12 protein-coding genes are annotated in these 17415 nt (G+C 69.0%); 5 read left to right on the top strand and 7 right to left on the bottom strand.

Annotated features, from left to right (window positions below; genetic code table 11):
* Window positions 1-35: 35 nt before the first annotated feature.
* Together NMI01S_RS11265 and NMI01S_RS11270 are read right to left on the bottom strand one after the other, a co-directional pair.
* Window positions 36-2066, bottom strand: a complete 2031-nt coding sequence (locus tag NMI01S_RS11265) for a glycosyltransferase family 39 protein (protein ID WP_062996306.1) — start codon at window positions 2064-2066, stop codon at window positions 36-38.
* A gap of 104 nt (window positions 2067-2170) precedes the next feature.
* The gene (locus NMI01S_RS11270; RefSeq protein ID WP_062996308.1) at window positions 2171-3433 is read right to left on the bottom strand and encodes a KasA/KasB family beta-ketoacyl-ACP synthase; all 1263 of its coding nucleotides are present in this window, start codon (window positions 3431-3433) and stop codon (window positions 2171-2173) included.
* Window positions 3434-3694: 261 nt separating this feature from the next.
* On the opposite strand from NMI01S_RS11270, the gene NMI01S_RS11275 reads away from it, so the two are divergent.
* Both NMI01S_RS11275 and NMI01S_RS11280 read left to right on the top strand, forming a co-directional pair.
* Complete coding sequence (locus NMI01S_RS11275; protein WP_157126130.1) at window positions 3695-3976, top strand: hypothetical protein; 282 nt, start codon at window positions 3695-3697, stop codon at window positions 3974-3976.
* A 109-nt stretch (window positions 3977-4085) separates the two neighbouring features.
* A complete protein-coding gene (locus tag NMI01S_RS11280) occupies window positions 4086-5585 on the top strand; it encodes a flavin-containing monooxygenase (RefSeq protein ID WP_062996312.1) in 1500 nt (499 codons plus the stop codon).
* Window positions 5586-5649: 64 nt separating this feature from the next.
* Here the strand turns inward: NMI01S_RS11280 and NMI01S_RS11285 are convergent, their stop codons facing one another.
* Window positions 5650-7344 (bottom strand): hydrogenase maturation protein, encoded by a 1695-nt coding sequence (locus NMI01S_RS11285; protein ID WP_062996315.1) that lies wholly within the window; start codon window positions 7342-7344, stop codon window positions 5650-5652.
* 105 nt (window positions 7345-7449) lie between these two features.
* The gene (locus NMI01S_RS11290) at window positions 7450-8784 is read right to left on the bottom strand and encodes a family 1 glycosylhydrolase (RefSeq protein ID WP_062996317.1); all 1335 of its coding nucleotides are present in this window, start codon (window positions 8782-8784) and stop codon (window positions 7450-7452) included.
* A 167-nt stretch (window positions 8785-8951) separates the two neighbouring features.
* On the opposite strand from NMI01S_RS11290, the gene NMI01S_RS11295 reads away from it, so the two are divergent.
* Complete coding sequence (locus NMI01S_RS11295) at window positions 8952-11252, top strand: molybdopterin-dependent oxidoreductase (RefSeq protein ID WP_062996455.1); 2301 nt, start codon at window positions 8952-8954, stop codon at window positions 11250-11252.
* Window positions 11253-11315: 63 nt separating this feature from the next.
* Here NMI01S_RS11295 and NMI01S_RS11300 read toward each other — a convergent pair whose 3' ends face one another.
* From NMI01S_RS11300 to NMI01S_RS11310, 3 genes are all read right to left on the bottom strand, one after another.
* On the bottom strand, window positions 11316-11957 hold the full coding sequence (locus tag NMI01S_RS11300; protein ID WP_062996319.1) for a LysE family translocator: 642 nt from the start codon (window positions 11955-11957) through the stop codon (window positions 11316-11318).
* Between the two features lie 290 nt (window positions 11958-12247).
* A complete protein-coding gene (locus tag NMI01S_RS11305) occupies window positions 12248-13696 on the bottom strand; it encodes an amidase (protein WP_062996321.1) in 1449 nt (482 codons plus the stop codon).
* Window positions 13697-14066: 370 nt separating this feature from the next.
* Window positions 14067-15281 (bottom strand): site-specific integrase, encoded by a 1215-nt coding sequence (locus NMI01S_RS11310; RefSeq protein ID WP_062996323.1) that lies wholly within the window; start codon window positions 15279-15281, stop codon window positions 14067-14069.
* A gap of 74 nt (window positions 15282-15355) precedes the next feature.
* On the opposite strand from NMI01S_RS11310, the gene NMI01S_RS11315 reads away from it, so the two are divergent.
* Window positions 15356-15811, top strand: a complete 456-nt coding sequence (locus tag NMI01S_RS11315) for a GNAT family N-acetyltransferase (protein WP_062996326.1) — start codon at window positions 15356-15358, stop codon at window positions 15809-15811.
* A 177-nt stretch (window positions 15812-15988) separates the two neighbouring features.
* Window positions 15989-17407: a rifampin monooxygenase gene (rox, locus tag NMI01S_RS11320; RefSeq protein WP_062996327.1), complete on the top strand. Its 1419-nt coding sequence runs from the start codon at window positions 15989-15991 to the stop codon at window positions 17405-17407.
* Window positions 17408-17415 lie beyond the last annotated feature (8 nt).

A 17415-nucleotide genomic window follows, 5' to 3' on the forward strand; every position in this document is an offset into this window, starting at 1 on the left:
GTGTCGAGCGGGCGATCAGCCGCTCGACCCCGCGATCAGCGCGGTGGTGCGGTGAGATCGAAAACCTCGAGGCCACCGAGGTGTTGCGGCGTGTAATGGGCGGCCACCCAGGCATAGATGTCCGTATTGCCGACCGGATGCCACATCTCCGGCTCTTTCCCGGCTGCCGACGGGTTCTGCGCGGTGGCCGGGGTGGGCGTGGCGGCGGGGGATCGGTGCTGGTCGCGGGTTCGCCACGAGTCCGGCAGCTTCATCTCGGGCGCCAGATAGTAGGTGATCCGGTGGTCGCGGACCAGTTCCTGGAATCCCGCCACGGTGGGGACCGGATCCTCGGAGGTGAATCCGCCGATGGCGATCACCGGTGTGCGGCTGGCCAGTTCGAGCCCGGCCGCCGGTCCCGAGCGGTCGATGGCCGCCGACCACGTCGTATGCGTCGCCCGCAACATTTCCACCAGGTGCGGATCGGCATCGGTGCCGCCCATCAGCATGCCGATCTGGCGGCGGAACGGATTCAGCGCCCGCGGCAACTCCGGACGCGCCGGCCCGACGACCGGGCTGCCGCCGGTATGCGACTGCGGCAGCGTCGCCACCGCGTATGCGCTCGACCCGGCCGCCGCGGCGAGCACACCGGCGCCCAACGCCACCGCTATCGCGCGCGCGGGTGCCCGGCGCGACACCGCCGGGAGCGCCGTCAGCAGCAGCGCGGCGGCCGCCACGACGGTCACCGCGAGAATCGACCACCGCAGCCACGACTGCCAGTCCGGATTCCGGTCGAGCAGCACGAAACCCCAGACCCCGCCGGCCAGAACGAGTCCCGCCGCCCCCGCCCGGCCCCACGCCCGATCCCGGCACCGCCACACCTCGGCCAGTCCCAGGACGAAGCTGCCGACCACCGCGGGAGCGATGGCCAGGGTGTAGTAGGCATGCATGCCGCCCTTCATCGCCGAGAACGCGACCCCGTCGATCACCAGCCACAGCCCGAAAACCAGTGCAGCCCCGCGCACGATATCGGTCCGCGGCGACTTCCACCGCGTGACGAGCACGACGACGAAACCCAGCACGGCCGCGGGCAGCAGCCACGAGATCTCGAATCCGATCTCACCGGTGAACAACCGATCCGGGCCCGAACCGAACCCGCCGCTCCCGCCACCCACATGCGGCAACTCGTAGCCCGGAGGCGGTTCGAAGGGTTTGCGTCCGGCGTGGTTGTGTCCGAGGTAGCGGGCGAAACCGTTGTAGCCCAGCACCAGATCCATGAAGGTGTCGTCCTTGGAACCGGCCAGATAGGGGCGGGAATCGGCGGGCCACAGAATCGTCAGCAGCACATACCAGCCCGACGACGCCACCAGCGCCACCGCCGCGGCCAGCAGATGCACGATCCGTTTACCGAAACCGGCCGGGGCCGCCACCAGATACGCCGCACCCAGCGCGGGCAGCACCATCAGCCCCTCGAGCATCTTCGCCAGGAACGCGAAACCCAACGCGACACCGGCCGATACCAGCCAGCGCGGGCTCGCGTGCCGCAACGCGCGCACGGTGCAGTAGGCGGCCGCCGTCATCAGCAGCACCATCACCGCATCCGGATTGTTGAACCGGAACATCAACGCCACCACCGGTGTCAGGGCCAGCAGCAGACCGGCCAGCAGGCCCGCACCGCGGCTGCCGGTGGCGCGGACGGTCGCGCCGTACATCAGCGCGACCGCCGCCACCGCCATCAACGCCTGCGGAATCAGCATGGAGGCGCTGGAGAAGCCGAACAGCTGCCCGGACAACCCCATCACCCATTGCGAGACCGGCGGTTTGTCGACGGTGATGAAGTTGGCCGGGTCCAGCGAACCGAACAGCAGCGCCTTCCAGTCGCGCGACCCCGACCAGGCCGCCGCCGCGTAGAACCCGTTGCCCATCCCGTTGACGGTGATGTTCCACAGATACGCGGCCGCGGTGGCGACCAGCAGCAGCGCGAGCGCGATCCGGTCCCGGCGCTGTGGCGGCGGCAGATCCGGATCCGGCGGACGAGCCGATTCGGGTGATACGGGCACGGCGGTGCCGGCAGTCGTCACTGTCACCGCGGGAGCGTCTCAGCCGATCCGGTGACGCTCCTGTCCGAACCCTTGGAGCTTGCTGTGAGTTCGGTGCGATCGGGCGAATCGGACGCCGCAACCGGGCGCGGTCAGTACCGGCCGAACAGCACCGCCGCGTTGTGGCCGCCGAATCCGAACGAATTGTTCATCGCGAACTCCACATCGGTGTGCCGCGGTTTGTCGCGCACGATGTCGAGGTCGATCTCGGGATCCTGATTGTCGAGGTTGAGCGTGGGTGGAATGACCTGATCACGCAGCGTCAGCACCGAGATCGCGGCCTCCAGCGCGCCGACCGCACCCACCGAATGTCCGAGCGCCGACTTCGGCGCGTACACCGCCGGGTGAGTGCCGATGGCGGCGGCGATGCCCTTGGCCTCGGCCAGATCGCCGATCGAGGTGCCCGTGGCGTGGGCGTTGACGTGATCGACATCGGCGGCGGCCACGCCCGCGGTCTCGATGGCCCGGCGCATCGCCCGGGCGCACCCCAGGCCCTCCGGGTCGGGGGCGACCATGTGATAGCCGTCCGCGGTCAATCCGGCGCCGAGCAGCCGGGCCAGCGGTGTCGCCCCGCGTGCCCGCGCATGCTCCTCCGATTCGACCAGCAGCAGCGCGGCCGCCTCACCGAAGACGAAACCGTCGCGATCGCGGTCGAACGGCCGCGACGCCCGTTCGGGTTCGTCGACGCGGGAACTGAGCGCGCGTGCCATGGTGAATCCGGCGATCGCCATCGGATTGATATATCCCTCGACCCCGCCGGCGACGACGATGTCGGCCTCGCCCAGCACGATCGAGCGCCACGCGTGCACCAGCGCCTCGTTGCCCGAGGCACACGCCGACACCGGCGTCACCAGACTGGCGCGGGCGCCGATCTCCAGGCCGACCACGCCCGAGACGCCGTTGGGCATGCTCATCGGCACTGCGAACGGCGACACCTTGCGGTAGCCGTGTTCGCGCATGGTGTCGTGGGCGTCGACGATGACGTCGGCACCGCCCAGGCCGGTGCCGATGCACACGCCGAGGCGGTCCTTGTCGACCTCGGGCGCACCCGCGGTCTCCCAGAGCCGGTTACCCATCGCGTACGACATCTGCTGGACGTAGCACATGCGGCGCTTGCGTACCCGGTCCAGATCGGTGGTGGGGTCGTGGATCAGTTTGCCGCCGATGGCATTCGGCAGATCGTGGCGCAGGATGTCCTCGTCGGTGAGGACCTTGATCCCGCTGGCCCCGGAAAGCAGTGCCTGCCACGTACTTTCGGTATCCGCGCCGATGGAGGTGGTGATCTCCAACGCGGTGACGACTACCTCGCGGAAGCCGCCGTTGCGGGTGTTGAAACTGGTATCGAGCGTACGCACGGTCGTCGATTCCTCACTGTCGGTCCCTCGTTTCCTCGGACACGAAACCGGCGGCACCCGCGACCGCCGATGACCTCGCCGTCATCGGCCGCCCGTTCCGCCGCGCGGGCGGTGGGTGCGCCTGGGTCAGCGTAGCCCTCCCACCGCTCGCAGGGGTACGAGAAACGAAGATGCCAGTAATTTGCCACAGGGGTACCGTTGAGGGTCACGGATGGGTGCGTCCGCAGCGGTGCGCCCGACCGGACGGGCTAGGGGAAGGGCGTGCCCGAGATGACTGTCAACGCTGTTCACGACATGTTCACGGCTCAGCTGGACAACGTGGGGCCGCAGGCTCCACCGGGCGCGGGGGTGACGACGGCGCTGCTGCGAAATCTCATCTGGTTGCATTTGCTGGCCACGGCGATCGCGGTCGTTTGCTGGATCCATCTGGCGCACCGGCGCGGGGTCGCGCGGGCCACGGTGTCGCGGGTGGCCGTCGGTGTCGTCGCGATCGGGCTGGCCACCGCGGGCGCGGGGGAGATCCTCGGCGCGGCCATGCGCTGACCGGGCCTCCGGCCCTGCCGCGACTAGACGTAACCAGAAATAACACGTAACCTTCGGTTAATCCGGACGGCGAGGTCCGGGCTGACATTCGGACGAAACGGATACCTCAATGACGCGGCATGTCGACGTGTTGATCATCGGTGCGGGCCTGTCCGGGATCGGGATGGCCTGCCATCTCAGCCGGGAGAACACCGGACGCAGCTACGCGATCCTCGAACGGCGCAGCGCGATCGGCGGCACCTGGGACCTGTTCCGCTACCCGGGCATCCGCTCGGACTCCGACATGCTGACCTTCGGCTACGGCTTCCGCCCCTGGATCGGTACCAAGGTGCTCGCCGACGGACCGCACATCCGCCAGTACATCGCCGACACCGCCGAGGAATACGGCGTCACCCGCCACATCCGCTTCGGCCGCAAGGTCGTGAAGTCGAGCTGGTCCAGCGCCGAGCACCTGTGGACCACCGAGGCCGTCGACGAACAGACCGGCGACACCGAGACCTACACCAGCAACTTCCTGGTCGGCTGCACCGGTTACTACGACTACGACAAGGGTTTCCGCCCGCAGTTCCCCGGTGAGGAGAACTTCGGCGGGCAGATCGTGCACCCCCAGCACTGGCCCGAGGATCTGGACTACCGCGGCAAACGCGTCGTCGTCATCGGCAGCGGCGCCACCGCGATCACGCTGGTCCCGGCCATGAGTGCGGACGCCGCGCACGTGACCATGCTGCAGCGCTCGCCCACCTACATCGCGCCGCTGCCCGCCGAGGACCCCGTCGCGGTCGGTATGAAGAAGGCCAAATTGCCCGCCGCGCTGGCCTACAAGACCGGACGCGCCCGCAATATCGCCCTGCAGCGCGCCAGCTTCGCCCTCTCCCGCAGCAACCCCGCCCTGTCGCGGAAACTGCTGCTGCAGGCCGTACGGGTCGCGGTCGGGCCCACTGTGGACATGCGTCACTTCAGCCCCAGCTACAACCCGTGGGATCAGCGGCTGTGCATCGTGCCCAACGGCGACCTGTTCAAGGTGCTGCGCAGCGGACGCGCCTCCATCGTGACCGACCGCATCGCGACCTTCACCGAGACCGGCATCCGCCTGGAATCCGGTGCGGAACTGCCCGCCGACATCGTCATCAGCGCGACCGGGCTCAACATCCAGATGCTCGGCGGCGCGGCGATCGATGTCGACGGCACCTCGATCGCGACCCGCGATCTGGTCGCCTACAAGGGCGCGCTGATGAGTGGACTGCCCAACGCCATGATGATCATCGGCTACACCAACGCCTCCTGGACGTTGAAGGCCGATCTGGCCGCCGAATACTTCTGCCGGCTGCTCAATCACATGAAGGCGAAGGGGTATACGACCTTCGTCGCCGAAGCCGAGGACGCCGACCGGGCGCCCGAGTCGATGATGGGCGGGGCGCTGACCTCCGGCTACATCGCCCGCGGCGACGCGGTGATGCCGCGCCAGGGCCGCCGCGGGCCGTGGAAGGTGATCAACAACTACTACCGCGACCGCGCGCTGCTGCGCAAAGCCGAGCTCGAAGACGGCATCCTGCGCTTCGGCACCCGTTCGGCGGCCGCTCGCCCGGTCGTCGAATCCCGTTCCGCCTGAACCTGTTCCGGCGGAACCCCGTCCGGTCGCGGCAGCGCACGGCCACGACCGGACGGCCGGGACCTCAGCCCAGCAGATACGGGGGAGTCGCGGGCGGCTTGGTGTTGGCGACGAATTCGCGCCGCAACCGGTGATAGGACTCGCCGTCGCCGAAGAAGTTGCGATGCATATGCGCGAGCTCTTCGGCCCGATACCGCGCCAGCGGCCGCACCGCTTCGTCGGCCGCGCGGCGCTGCTTCTTCGCCAGCAGCAGATTCTGCAATTCCGGTGCGGCCGCGAGAATTTCGGCCTCGCGGCGAACCTGCGCCCGGAACCGCTCGGTGGAGCCTTCGAACACCTTGTCCACCAACCCCACTCGCGCCGCGGCCCGCGCACCGACCGGCAGGGTACGGCTGGCCAGCTGCGCCGCGACCTCCGGGCCCACCCGCTGCGGCAGCGTATAGGTCCAATACTCCGAACCGTGCAGGCCCATGAGCCGGTAGTGCGGATTGAGCACCACCGATTCCCGGCACCACACGTGATCGGCGGCCAGGGCCAGCATCACCCCACCCGCGGCGGCATTGCCCGCCAGCGCCGCGATCACCAATTTGTCGGTGGTGGTGAGAATCGCCTCCACCACATCGTCGATCGCGTTGATATTGCGCCACGACTCCTCGGCCGGATCGCCGGCCGCCTCGATCACGTTGAGATGGATGCCGTTGGAGAAGAAATCGCGCCGCGGCCCCAGCACCAGCACATCCACCGGCCGATCGCAGGCCTCGCGATACGCGGCCAGCAGCCGCCGGCACTGGCGGGTGTCCATCGCGCCACCGGGATAGGCGAATTCGAGATATCCGACGCCCGCGTCCTCGTGGTAGCGCAGCTCCGACCAGGTGTCGCGCACCGCCGCCTCCGCGGGGGAGACCGATACCTCGGGGACATCGGCGGGCAGATCGGCGCCCAGGGCGTCGGTGGCAGGCATCTTGAACGTCACCGGTCCGCCCGGCACGCGACGCGGGCGCAGCTGCGGCAACCACACCGCACCGTCGACGGTGGCCCGGCAGATCGCGCCGTCGCGGGTGGCGATCACCGCACCCGGCTCACCCCGCAGCCGATCCTCGTGATGACCGCCGTGGACGAAGTATTCGCGGCCGAACAGTTCGTCCAACACACCCGGCTGGGAATCGGCCGCGCGCAGCGTGCGGATCACGGTCGCGGTATCGGTGGTGGCCCAATCGATGCGGCGCACCTGCTGGGTCAGGAACGGCCGCAGCCGGCCGGTGACGTCGGGGCGGTCGTAGTCCAGCGGTTCGGGCACGTAGTCGCCGGATGCGAAGCGGCGCACCGCGGTCAGCACCGCCTCGACCGCCGCGTCGGACACCTCGTTGCGATACAACTCGCTCTTACCGCACGGCGCCACATCGAATCCCACCGACGCCCAGATCGGACCGGCGTCCATCTCCGCCACCGCCTGCAGCACCGTCACACCCCACCGGGTCGCACCCTCGGTGATGGCCCAGTCCAGCGACGACGGCCCCCGATCACCCATCGGCCCCGGATGCACGATGAACACCGGATGCTCGGTCCACACATCCTCGGGAATCGCCGTGGTGAGCATCGGCGCCAGAATCAGGTCCGGACGGAAGCGTGCGACCCGGGCGCGGAGCAGGTCGTCGCCGAGAGCCAGCTCGACTCCGACCTCGTGATCGCTTTCCCGCAATTCGGCATGTACTCGCTGGGTGAGACTGTTGAATGCGCTGGCGACCAACAGGATGCGCACGAGCTGTCCTCCATCAGGGTGTTTCGTCGGCCCGTGACCGGACCGCAATATTTGCCCCTCCGAAACTAGCCCAGCGCCCGGCACCCGTATACCCGGTGGGGCAGATCAGTGCGGCACGGCCACCGGATCGGCGCAGCTGCCGGGGATGTCGACCAGCGAACATGCCACCGGGCCGCGCGCGGGACGATAGTCGGCGGGAACACCGCCGGCCCGCGTGATCGCGCGATAGGCGTCCACGGCGTCGGTGGGGCGGCGGGTCAGAGCGGGGTCGGTCAGCACGTCGACGGTGTACAGACCGAAGCGCGGTGCGTAGCTGCCCCATTCGTAGTTGTCGGTGATCGACCAGTAGTTGTAGCCGATCACGTCGATGCCGTCGGCCTTGGCGCGCTGGAGCCAGTACACGGTGTCGCGCAGGTCGTCGCCGCGGGTGTAGCCGTCGGGCCGCGGCGCGCCGTTCTCGGTCGGCATGCCGTTCTCCACCACATACAGCGGCTTGCCGGGGAATCGGCGCGAATAGTATTCCAGCGCATAGTAGACGCCCTCGGGCTGCAGCGGCATCTTCCACAACCGGTCGAGGTCGTCCGGCGACAGCCGGGCCAGGTCCTGCGGGGTGTGACCGTAGTAGTAATCGATGCCGACGTAGTCGAGTTTCGCGGCGATGGCATCGATCATCGGGCCGTTGACCACCGGTTCCGCCGTGCCGACGACGTAGGCGAGATTGCTGGTCACCAAGGCGCCCGGCTGCGCCCGGTGGATGTCGTCGTAGATGGTGTTGTGCGCCTGGATCAGTCGCTGCTGCATCGCCGGGACGTCCGCGGGTGACAGCCCGCCGTTGCGGGTTTCGTTGACGATGTAGAACGCCGGTTCGTTGAACGTGACCCACAGCGGATTGCGAGAGGCGTAGCGCTGCACCACTGTCCGCGCGTTGGCCAGCCAGTCGTCGAGCATCGCCGGATGCGCCCAGCCGCCGCGGTCGGCGGCCCAGCCGGGATACACCCAATGATCCAGCGTCAGCATCGGGCGGATGCCGTGCGCGGCCATCGTGTCGAGAACGCTGTCGTAGAAGGCGAATCCGGCCTCGTCCCAGTCGCCCGGTCGCGGCTGCACCCGGGCCCATTCGACGCTGATGCGGTACACGCCGACGCCGAGCCCGGCGGCCAGACCGATATCGGAGCGATAGCCGGTGAAGAAGTCGACCGCGTCGTGGTAGCGGTCGTAGTCGGGATGCGTGGCCACATATCGCAGCCAGTTGCTGTCGGGCGCATGGCCTTCGCATTGGAAGCCGGCGCTGGCCACACCCCACAGGAAGTCGGCGCCCAGATTCGGCACGGTGGCCGGTGCGGCCGGGCGGGCCTGGGAGAGGGTGGCGGGACCGGCCACGGCGGCGGCGGTCCCGGCGGCGAGCAGACCGAAAGCCTGGCGACGGCTGAGATTGCGCATCGAACTCCTCGGTATCCGGTGGGGTACGGGTCCGGCAACGTTAACCCCGGTCACCGTTTCCGCGGGGCCGGACGCGGCGCAGTCATTCTCACCCGCAATTGGGCGAGTGTCCAGATGTTGCGGAATTCGGTCGAACACTGTCGGCGCGGGCGGCTAGGGTGGCGATCATGGCCACGCACATGACGCATTGGGGGGCGTTCGACGCCGTCAGCGACGGCGAGCGGCTGACCGCGGTGCGGCCCTGGCCAGGCGATCCGGAGCCCACTCCGCTGATCGGCAATGTGGCTTCCGCGCAACATCATCCGACCCGCATCGATCGGCCCTACATCCGGAGATCCTGGCTCGAACGCGGGCCGGGCGCACCCGGACGCGGCGGCGACTCGTATGTTCCGGTGAGCTGGGACCGGGCACTCGATCTGCTCAGCGGTGAATTGCGCCGCGTCTACACCGAATTCGGTCCCGAAGCCGTCTACGGCGGCTCCTACGGCTGGGCCAGCGCGGGACGTTTCCACCATGCCCAGAGCCAGCTGCACCGATTTCTGAACTGCCTCGGTGGCTACGTCCGCCACGTCAACAGTTACAGTCTGGGCACGTCCACGGTGCTGATGCCCCACGTGGTGGGGGATCTGTTCGCGCTGCTGTGGCGCTTCACCGCCAAATCGGTGATCGCCGAACACACCGAATTGGTGGTCGCTTTCGGCGGCATCTCACCGAAGAACGCCGCGGTCAATCCGGGCGGCGTCTCCCGGCACCACACCCGAGACTGGCTCGATCAGGCCCGGCGGCGGGGGTGCCGGTTCGTCACCGTCGCCCCACTGCGCGACGACACCGCCGAGGTCGCGGAGGCGGAGTGGATCACCCCACGTCCGGGCACCGACGCCGCCCTGATGCTCGCGCTGGCACAGGTTCTCGACGCCGACGGGTTGGCCGACACCGCATTCCTGAACTCCCATACCGTCGGCTACGAACCGTTCGCGCACTACCTGCGCGGTACGGCCGACGGCGTCGTGAAGGATCCCGAGTGGGCGGCGGCAATCACCGGGGTACCGGCCGCACGCATCCGTACGCTGGCACACGAGATGGCCGCGGCGCGCACCCTCGTGACCGTCAGCTGGTCGCTGCAGCGGGCGCAGTACGGTGAGCAGCCGACCTGGCTGGGCGTGGTGCTGGCCGCCATGCTGGGCCAGATCGGACTGCCCGGAGGCGGTTTCGGGCACGGCTACGGATCCTCGGCGAGCATCGGCGAACCCACCCGCACTCTGCCGCTGCCGCGACTTCCGCAGGGCGCCAACCCGATCGACCGCTTCATCCCCGTCGCGCGCATCGCGGATATGCTGCTGGCACCCGGCACCTCGTTCCGATACGACGGGCGCGAGCTGCGCTATCCCGATATCCGGCTGGTGTATTGGGCCGGCGGCAATCCCTTCCACCATCATCAGGACCTGGCGCGCCTGCGCCGCGCGTTCGACCGGCCCGAGACCGTCGTCGTCCACGACTCGTTCTGGACCGCCACCGCCCGCCACGCCGATATCGTGCTGCCGGCCACCATGACCATCGAACGCGACGACTACGGCACCGGCGACAACGACGGCATCCTCTTCCCGATGCCCGCCCTCACCCGCCCGCACGGACAGGCCCGCGACGACTACGACATCCTCGCCGAATTGTCCGAACGGCTCGGCACCGGAAAGGAATTCACCGAGGGACGCACCACGGGCGAATGGCTGCGACACCTGTACGGGCAGTGGTTGTCCGACCTCGGCGAGCGAGGACGGGACTTCCCGGACTTCGACCGGTTCTGGTCCGGTGCCGGCATCGAACTGCCCGTCGCCGACCCACCACAGGTGGTGTTCGCGGATTTCCGTGCCGATCCCGGCGCGCATCCGCTGCCGACACCCTCCGGCCGCATCGAGATCTTCTCCGAAACCATCGCCGGATACGGCTACCCCGACTGCCCCGGCCACCCGGTATGGCTCGAACCCGACGAATGGCTGGGAAGTACTGCAGCGCAACGCTTTCCGTTGCAGCTGGTCGCCAACCAGCCGCGTACCAAACTGCACAGCCAGCTCGATGTCGGCGCGCACAGCCGATCGGTGAAGATCCGCGACCGCGAACCGGTGCGCCTGCACCCGTCGGAAGCCCGGGCGCGGGGCGTGGACCACGGCGACATCGTGCGCCTGTACAACGACCGCGGCTCCTGCCTGGCCGGGCTCGTCGTCGACGACGCGGTCGCACCGGGCATCGCGCAGTTGTCCACCGGGGCCTGGTACGACCCGGATCCGGACGATCCGTCGTTCTGCCGGCACGGCAACCCGAACGTGCTCACCGCCGACCGCCCCTCCTCCACGCTGAGCCAGGGCAGTACGGGGCAACTGGCGCTCGTGCAGATCGAGGCCTATCACGGCACGGTGCCGGACCTGACCGTGCTCACCCCACCGCGGATCGTGGCAGACCACGACAGCTTGTAAGCGGCTGCTGGACGGGAACATTCGCTCTGCAGCTCGACCCGCCCGCGTGCCGAGGATCCGGTGTCAGTCCTTCCGGCCGGTCAACGCCAAGCTGGTACCCAGTCCGATCATCGCCAGCCCGCCGGCGCCGCCGACCGCGGCGAGTCGCCGCGGCGAACGCGCGAACCAGGCGCGTGCCGCTCCGGCGGTCAGCGCCCAGGTGGAGTCGAAGATCAACCCGAACAGCGGAATACACAGGCCGAGCACCAGCATCTGCCCCGGCACCCACCCGTCCGGGTCGACGAATTGCGGTAGCAGCGCGGCGAGGAAGACCACGGACTTCGGGTTGGCGACACCGACGACGAGGCCGTCGCGCAGCATGGAGACCATGCCGCGCCGGATCGCGGGTGCCTCGGTGGTGAAAGCCTCGGCGAGCCCGGCACGATGGCGGATCGCCTGGACACCCAGATAGATCAGGTAGGACGCACCCAGGAGCTTGACCGTCGTGAACGCGCTTGCCGACGCCGCGACGATCGTCCCGAGCCCGAAGGCGACCGCGGCGACCTGCAGGTAGACCCCGACCGTGTTGCCGGCCACGGTGAACAGAGCCTCCCGCCGCCCGATCGTGATCGCCCGGGTGATCGCGAACAGCACGCTCGGCCCGGGCACGACGACGAGCACCAACGCCAGTCCGGCGAATTCGAGCAGATGATCCAGCGCCACCATGCGACGACCATAACGACCGGAAGGAGGAGCCGGCCACCGCTTTCCGCGGCACGTTCTCGGCTCGCTCCCGCGATGACCTCGCGCACCCAGCCCACCGGCATTGTCGCCGGTCGCGGTCGGCCGCCACTCCTCGAACCGACTCCCGCGACGTGGTCGCCATCCGCGACGCGGTGAAACGGGAAGTGCGACAACAGCACCCGGTGACCGTCGATCCTCGGCGGACCGTTTGGACGCGCATCTGTGCCAGGCATTCGACGACCTGCGCGGTCTCGCCGCCGACGTGTCGTGAGTTACGGCGCCTGGAAGCCGCCGATCTTCTCCTCGAGCAGTTCGGCCAGCCGCAGCGGGGTGCGGTCTTCGAACATCGGACCGATGAGCTGCACTCCCACCGGCAGGCCCTCGGGGGAACGGCCCGCCGGTATCGCGGTGGCGGGCAGGCCGGGCATGGTGGCCATACCGGCCCAGACGAGCTGGTCGAAGTACGGGTACTCGACGCCGTCGATGTCGATGTGGCGGTCCTCCAGACCTCCGTTGTGGTTGTGCGGATAGGCGGGAGTGGGCGTAATGGGGCAGACCACGGCATCGAATTCGGCGAACAGTTGCCGCCAGCCGTGGCGGTGGAGTTCGCGACCGTTGTTCGCCCTCACCCAGTCTCGGTGGCTGAGCACCATGCCGCGCAGCCGCGCCGCATCGAGACTCCGGTCGTCGGCACTGAGCTCGGCAGCTCGGGTCTGCAACTCTCGGTACACCTCGAGCGGAAGACCCGCGGCGGCATTCGACAGCATCAGCTGCATGTAGAGCGTCGCCGCTTCGGCCGGATCGGGGAGCAGCGGGCTGTGCCGTTCGACGCGGGCGCCCTCGTCGACGAGCGCCTCGGCGACCCGGTTCACGCCCGCCCGCACCGCCGATCCGGTCGGAATGAGCGGATGCTCCTCGAGGATCAGCACACGGAAGTCGGCCAGCCGATCGTGGCGCGCGGGCGGGAGTGCGACGTCGTAGGCGACGCCGTGGGTCAGCGGATCCGGTCCGGCCATCACATCGAGCAGCAGCGTGAGATCGCGGGCAGTACGCGCCATCGGACCGGCGACAGCCAGATCGAGATCGACCGGCAATGCCGGTGCGGGCGGCGCGACCATTCCCCGGGTCGGCGCCAGCCCGAGTGTCGGCTTGTGCGCGTAGATGCCGCAGAAATGCGCGGGGGTGCGCAGCGAACCGGCGAGGTCCGAGCCGATGGACAGCGCACCGAATCCGCACGCCAGGGCCGCCGCCGAACCACCGGACGACCCACCCGACGTGCGGTCGTGGTCCCAGGGGTTGTTGGTGGTGCCGTAGATCTCGTTGAAGCTCTGGATATCTCGCAGCATCTCCGGCACGTTCGTCTTACCGAGGATCACCGCGCCGGTGGCCTCCAGCCGCGATACCTGCACCGCGTCCTCCGACGGTATGTAGTTCGCGTGCTGCGGCATGCCCCAGGTCGTGGGTAGCCCGGCGATGTCGTAGGACTCCTTGACCGTCACCGGTACACCGAGCAGCGGCCGGTCCTCGCCGCGGGCGCGCGCCTTGTCGGCACGCTGCGCGGCCGTCCGTGCACGGTCGAAGGTCGGCACACAGATCGCGTTGATCACCTTGTCCTCGCGCTCGATTCGAGCGATCGCATTCTCGGTGAGCTCCACCGAGGTCACATCACCCGCACGCAATGCCGCCAGGATTTGTTCGGCCGACTGAAAGTTCCGCTCCATGAATCCGACGGTATGGGGCGGCCGCAGGGGGCATAAAACCCCTCTTCACGCAAAGCTCCAATTCGAATCGATCGGCCTTCGGGACGAAGCGACGCGTGCGTTCCGTCATATCCCAGGTCACGCCGCCGGGAGTGCGCGACGCGAGGCACGCAGGCCATGAAATGCCGTTTCGCACAACAAGACAGATGTCACAACGGCTACCGCGTCTCGAACTCCGGTCGCGGCCCGTTCGGTCGGAGGCCGGTCATCATGGACGGCGAGGCAGGTGAGTACCAATTTCACGACTGTTCGCCGGAGAGTGAATCTTCCGAGACCTTCGGCGCAGCAATTCGCAGTGGTGCATTCAACGCAGGTCGAACGAAGTCTTGATTCACAACCCGAGTTTGGTTACCGCGTTGTCCTCCAAGGGATTCGCGGTGCGGATGTAGCCGTGCACGGTGCGCGGGTTGGACCAGCGGCCCTGGCGCATGATCTCGCGGTCGCTGGCGCCGCCGAGCGCGGCCTGGGTGGCGAATCCGGCGCGCAGTGAATGTCCGGAGAACAGCGCCGGATCCAGTCCCGCCCGTGCGGCGTAGCGTTTCACCAGCTCCGCCACCGCACGCCCCGAGATCGGCTGCGCGCCGATGCCGCCGTGCCGCGACACCGGCGGGAACAGCGGGGCCTGCGCATCGACGCGGGTGGCGCCGGTGAAGCCGTGGCAGCGGTGGATGTCGCCGGCGGCGCTGGTGCGCTCGGTCCAGGGCCGCAGATCGTCGGTGCCGCCCGCGGCGTGGATGTCGCGCAGATCGATCCACTCGGCGAATGCGCACACCGGGCACGTCGAGGGTCGCGCCCCGCGCGGCAGGGCTACCGACTGGGCGCCGGCACCGGTCGGATCGGTTTTCGTCGCCGGCAGCCGCACCAGCAGCAGGGGTTCGCCGGTGCGGTGATCGAGGGTGACCGCCACATCACCGACGCGGAGTCCGGCGAGTTCGCTGCGGCGCAGTGCCCCGGCGAATCCGACGAGCAGCATCAGCCGGTCGCGTCGGCGGGCCGGTTCGGTCGGCCAGCCCGGGGCCGGCAATCCGTCGAGCAGTTGTTCCAGCGTGTGCAGCAGCACGGGACGTTTCCGCTTGGGCACGCTGCGACGCGTGCGGCGAATGCCGCGCAGGGTCAACCGCACCACATCCGATCGGGTCGGGGAGGGTAGCCCGTTGGCGGCATGGACCGCGGCGATGGCGGCGCTCTTGCGTTCCAGCGTGGCCGGCCCGAACGCCCACTCGCCGGAGGGTTTTCGCGCATCGGCGGCCGCGGCCAGATACACCGCGACATCGAGGGCGTCCGCGGGCAGTGCGCACCGCGCCTCGGCCGCACACCACGCCGACCACCCGATCCAGTCGGACCGGTAGGCGCGCACCGTGTTCGGCGACTGCGAGGCCTCCAGATAGCGGCCCAGCGCCCCGGCCTGCTCGGTGTCGAAACGCTCCCGCACCATCCGCAGGGCGACCGTGTCGACGAGCACGCTGCGCACTCCCCGCCGTAATTCGGTGCGAACCGCCTCCGGCACGGCGATATCGACGACCACGGGATCCGGTGAGACGCTCATCGCGAGACAGGTTACCGGGCAACGACGTTCACCGCGCCCGCCCGCGCCGGGAAGAATGATCGACCGTGCCGCCTGTGACAGTTGCCGCCGATGATCCCGCCCGGGCCGATGTGCGAGCGCTGGCCGCCCGCCATCTGGCCTTCGCGCGGGCGCATACCCCGGCCGACGCCGTGTTCGCACTCGACCACGACGCGTGGGCCGATCCGCACCTCATTCTGGTCACCGCTCGCCGCGACGGGGTGCTGCTGGGTATGGGCGCGGTGCGCGATCTCGGTACCGGGCACGGGGAACTGAAAGCGATGCACACCGACGAAGCGGCGCGCGGACATGGTGTCGGCACCGCGATCGTCACGTATCTGCTCGCGTTCGCACGCGCCCGCGGGTGGGTGCGGGTGAGCCTGGAAACCGGTATGGGCGAAGCGTTTCGGCCCGCACGGATGCTGTACGCGCGGTGTGGATTCGTCGCCTGCGGCGCCTTCGGCGACTATCTCGACACCGGGACGAGTGCGTTCATGACGCGCCAGGTGTGAGCGCCGGCCGAAACGGAAGCAGGAGAATACAGACATCCCCTCCCACTTCAATATATAGCGCACAGGGGGCCTTGCGGCAAGGCCGGGGGTGTGCTGCACAATCGTCGGGCCAACGCCACGACCTGCGGAAATCGGCTGTTCCGCGGGCTGTGCCCTCACCGTGTCGAATGGGGTTTCATGATTGACGTGATCGTTGCCGGTGCCGGACCTACCGGTCTGATGCTGGCGTGCGAGTTGCGGTTGCACGGCCTGAACCCGGTCGTGCTGGAGAAGGAGACCGAGCCGACCAAGGTGGTCCGCGCGCTGGGCCTGCACGCGCGCAGTATCGAAGTGATGGATCAGCGCGGGCTGCTGGAGCGGTTTCTCGCGCTGGGCACGAAGTATCCGGTCGGCGGGTTCTTCGCCGGTATCACGGCACCGCAGCCGGAGCTGGACTCGGCGCACGCCTATGTGCTCGGCATTCCGCAGACCGTCACCGACCGGCTGCTCGCCGAACATGCCGCCGAACTCGGCGTCGACATTCGGCGCGGCCGCGAGGTGGTCGGCGCCGCCCAGGACGCGGACGGCGTGACCGTCGAACTGGCCGACGGCAGCCGGCTGCGCGCGCGGTATCTCGTCGGCTGCGACGGCGGGCGCAGCACCGTGCGCAAACTCGCGGGAATCGACTTTCCCGGTGAACCGTCGCGAGTGGAGACGCTGCTGGGGGAGGTCGAGCTGGACGCGCCCCTGGAGACCGTGACCGCGGTGGTGACCGAGGTCCGCAAGACACAGCGGCGCTTCGGGGTCGGGCCGTCGGGCAACGGTACGTTCCGATTCGTGGTACCAGCCGAGGGACTGTCCGAGGACCGCACCGTGCCGCCGACGATGGAGGAGGTCAAGCGGCAGCTCGTGGCCACCGCCGGCACCGACTTCGGTGTGCATTCACCGCGCTGGCTGTCGCGTTTCGGCGACGCGACCCGGCTGGCCGAGCGGTATCGATCCGGGCGGGTGCTGCTGGCCGGGGACGCCGCGCACATCCATCCGCCGGTCGGCGGGCAGGGCCTCAACCTCGGCATCCAGGACGCGTTCAACCTGGGATGGAAGCTGGCCGCCGAACTCGCCGGGTGGGCCCCGGCCGATCTGCTGGACAGCTACGAGTCCGAGCGGCACCCGGTCGCCGCCGACGTACTGGACAACACGCGCGCCCAGATGGAGCTGATGTCGCTCGAGCCGGGGCCGCGGGCGGTGCGCCGGCTGCTCACCGACCTCATCGATATCGACGAGGTCAACCGGCGGCTGACCGAGAAGATCACCGCCACCGCGATCCGCTACGACTTCGGCGAAGGGCACGAACTGCTGGGCCGGCGCCTGCGGGACGTGCGGTTGAAAGACGGGCGCCTCTACGAGCTGATGCACGCGGGCCGCGGACTGCTGCTGGATCAGACCGGCCGGCTGTCGGTGGCGGGATGGGCCGATCGCGTGGATCACGTCGTCGATGTCAGCGAGGAATTGGATGTGCCCGCGGTGCTGCTGCGACCGGACGGGCATGTCGCATGGGTCGGCAGCGACCAGGACGATCTGCTCGCCCACCTGCCGACCTGGTTCGGCGCGGCCTGATCACGCAC

It is taken from the genome of Nocardia mikamii NBRC 108933 (assembly GCF_001613505.1).
Lineage (GTDB): Bacteria > Actinomycetota > Actinomycetes > Mycobacteriales > Mycobacteriaceae > Nocardia > Nocardia mikamii.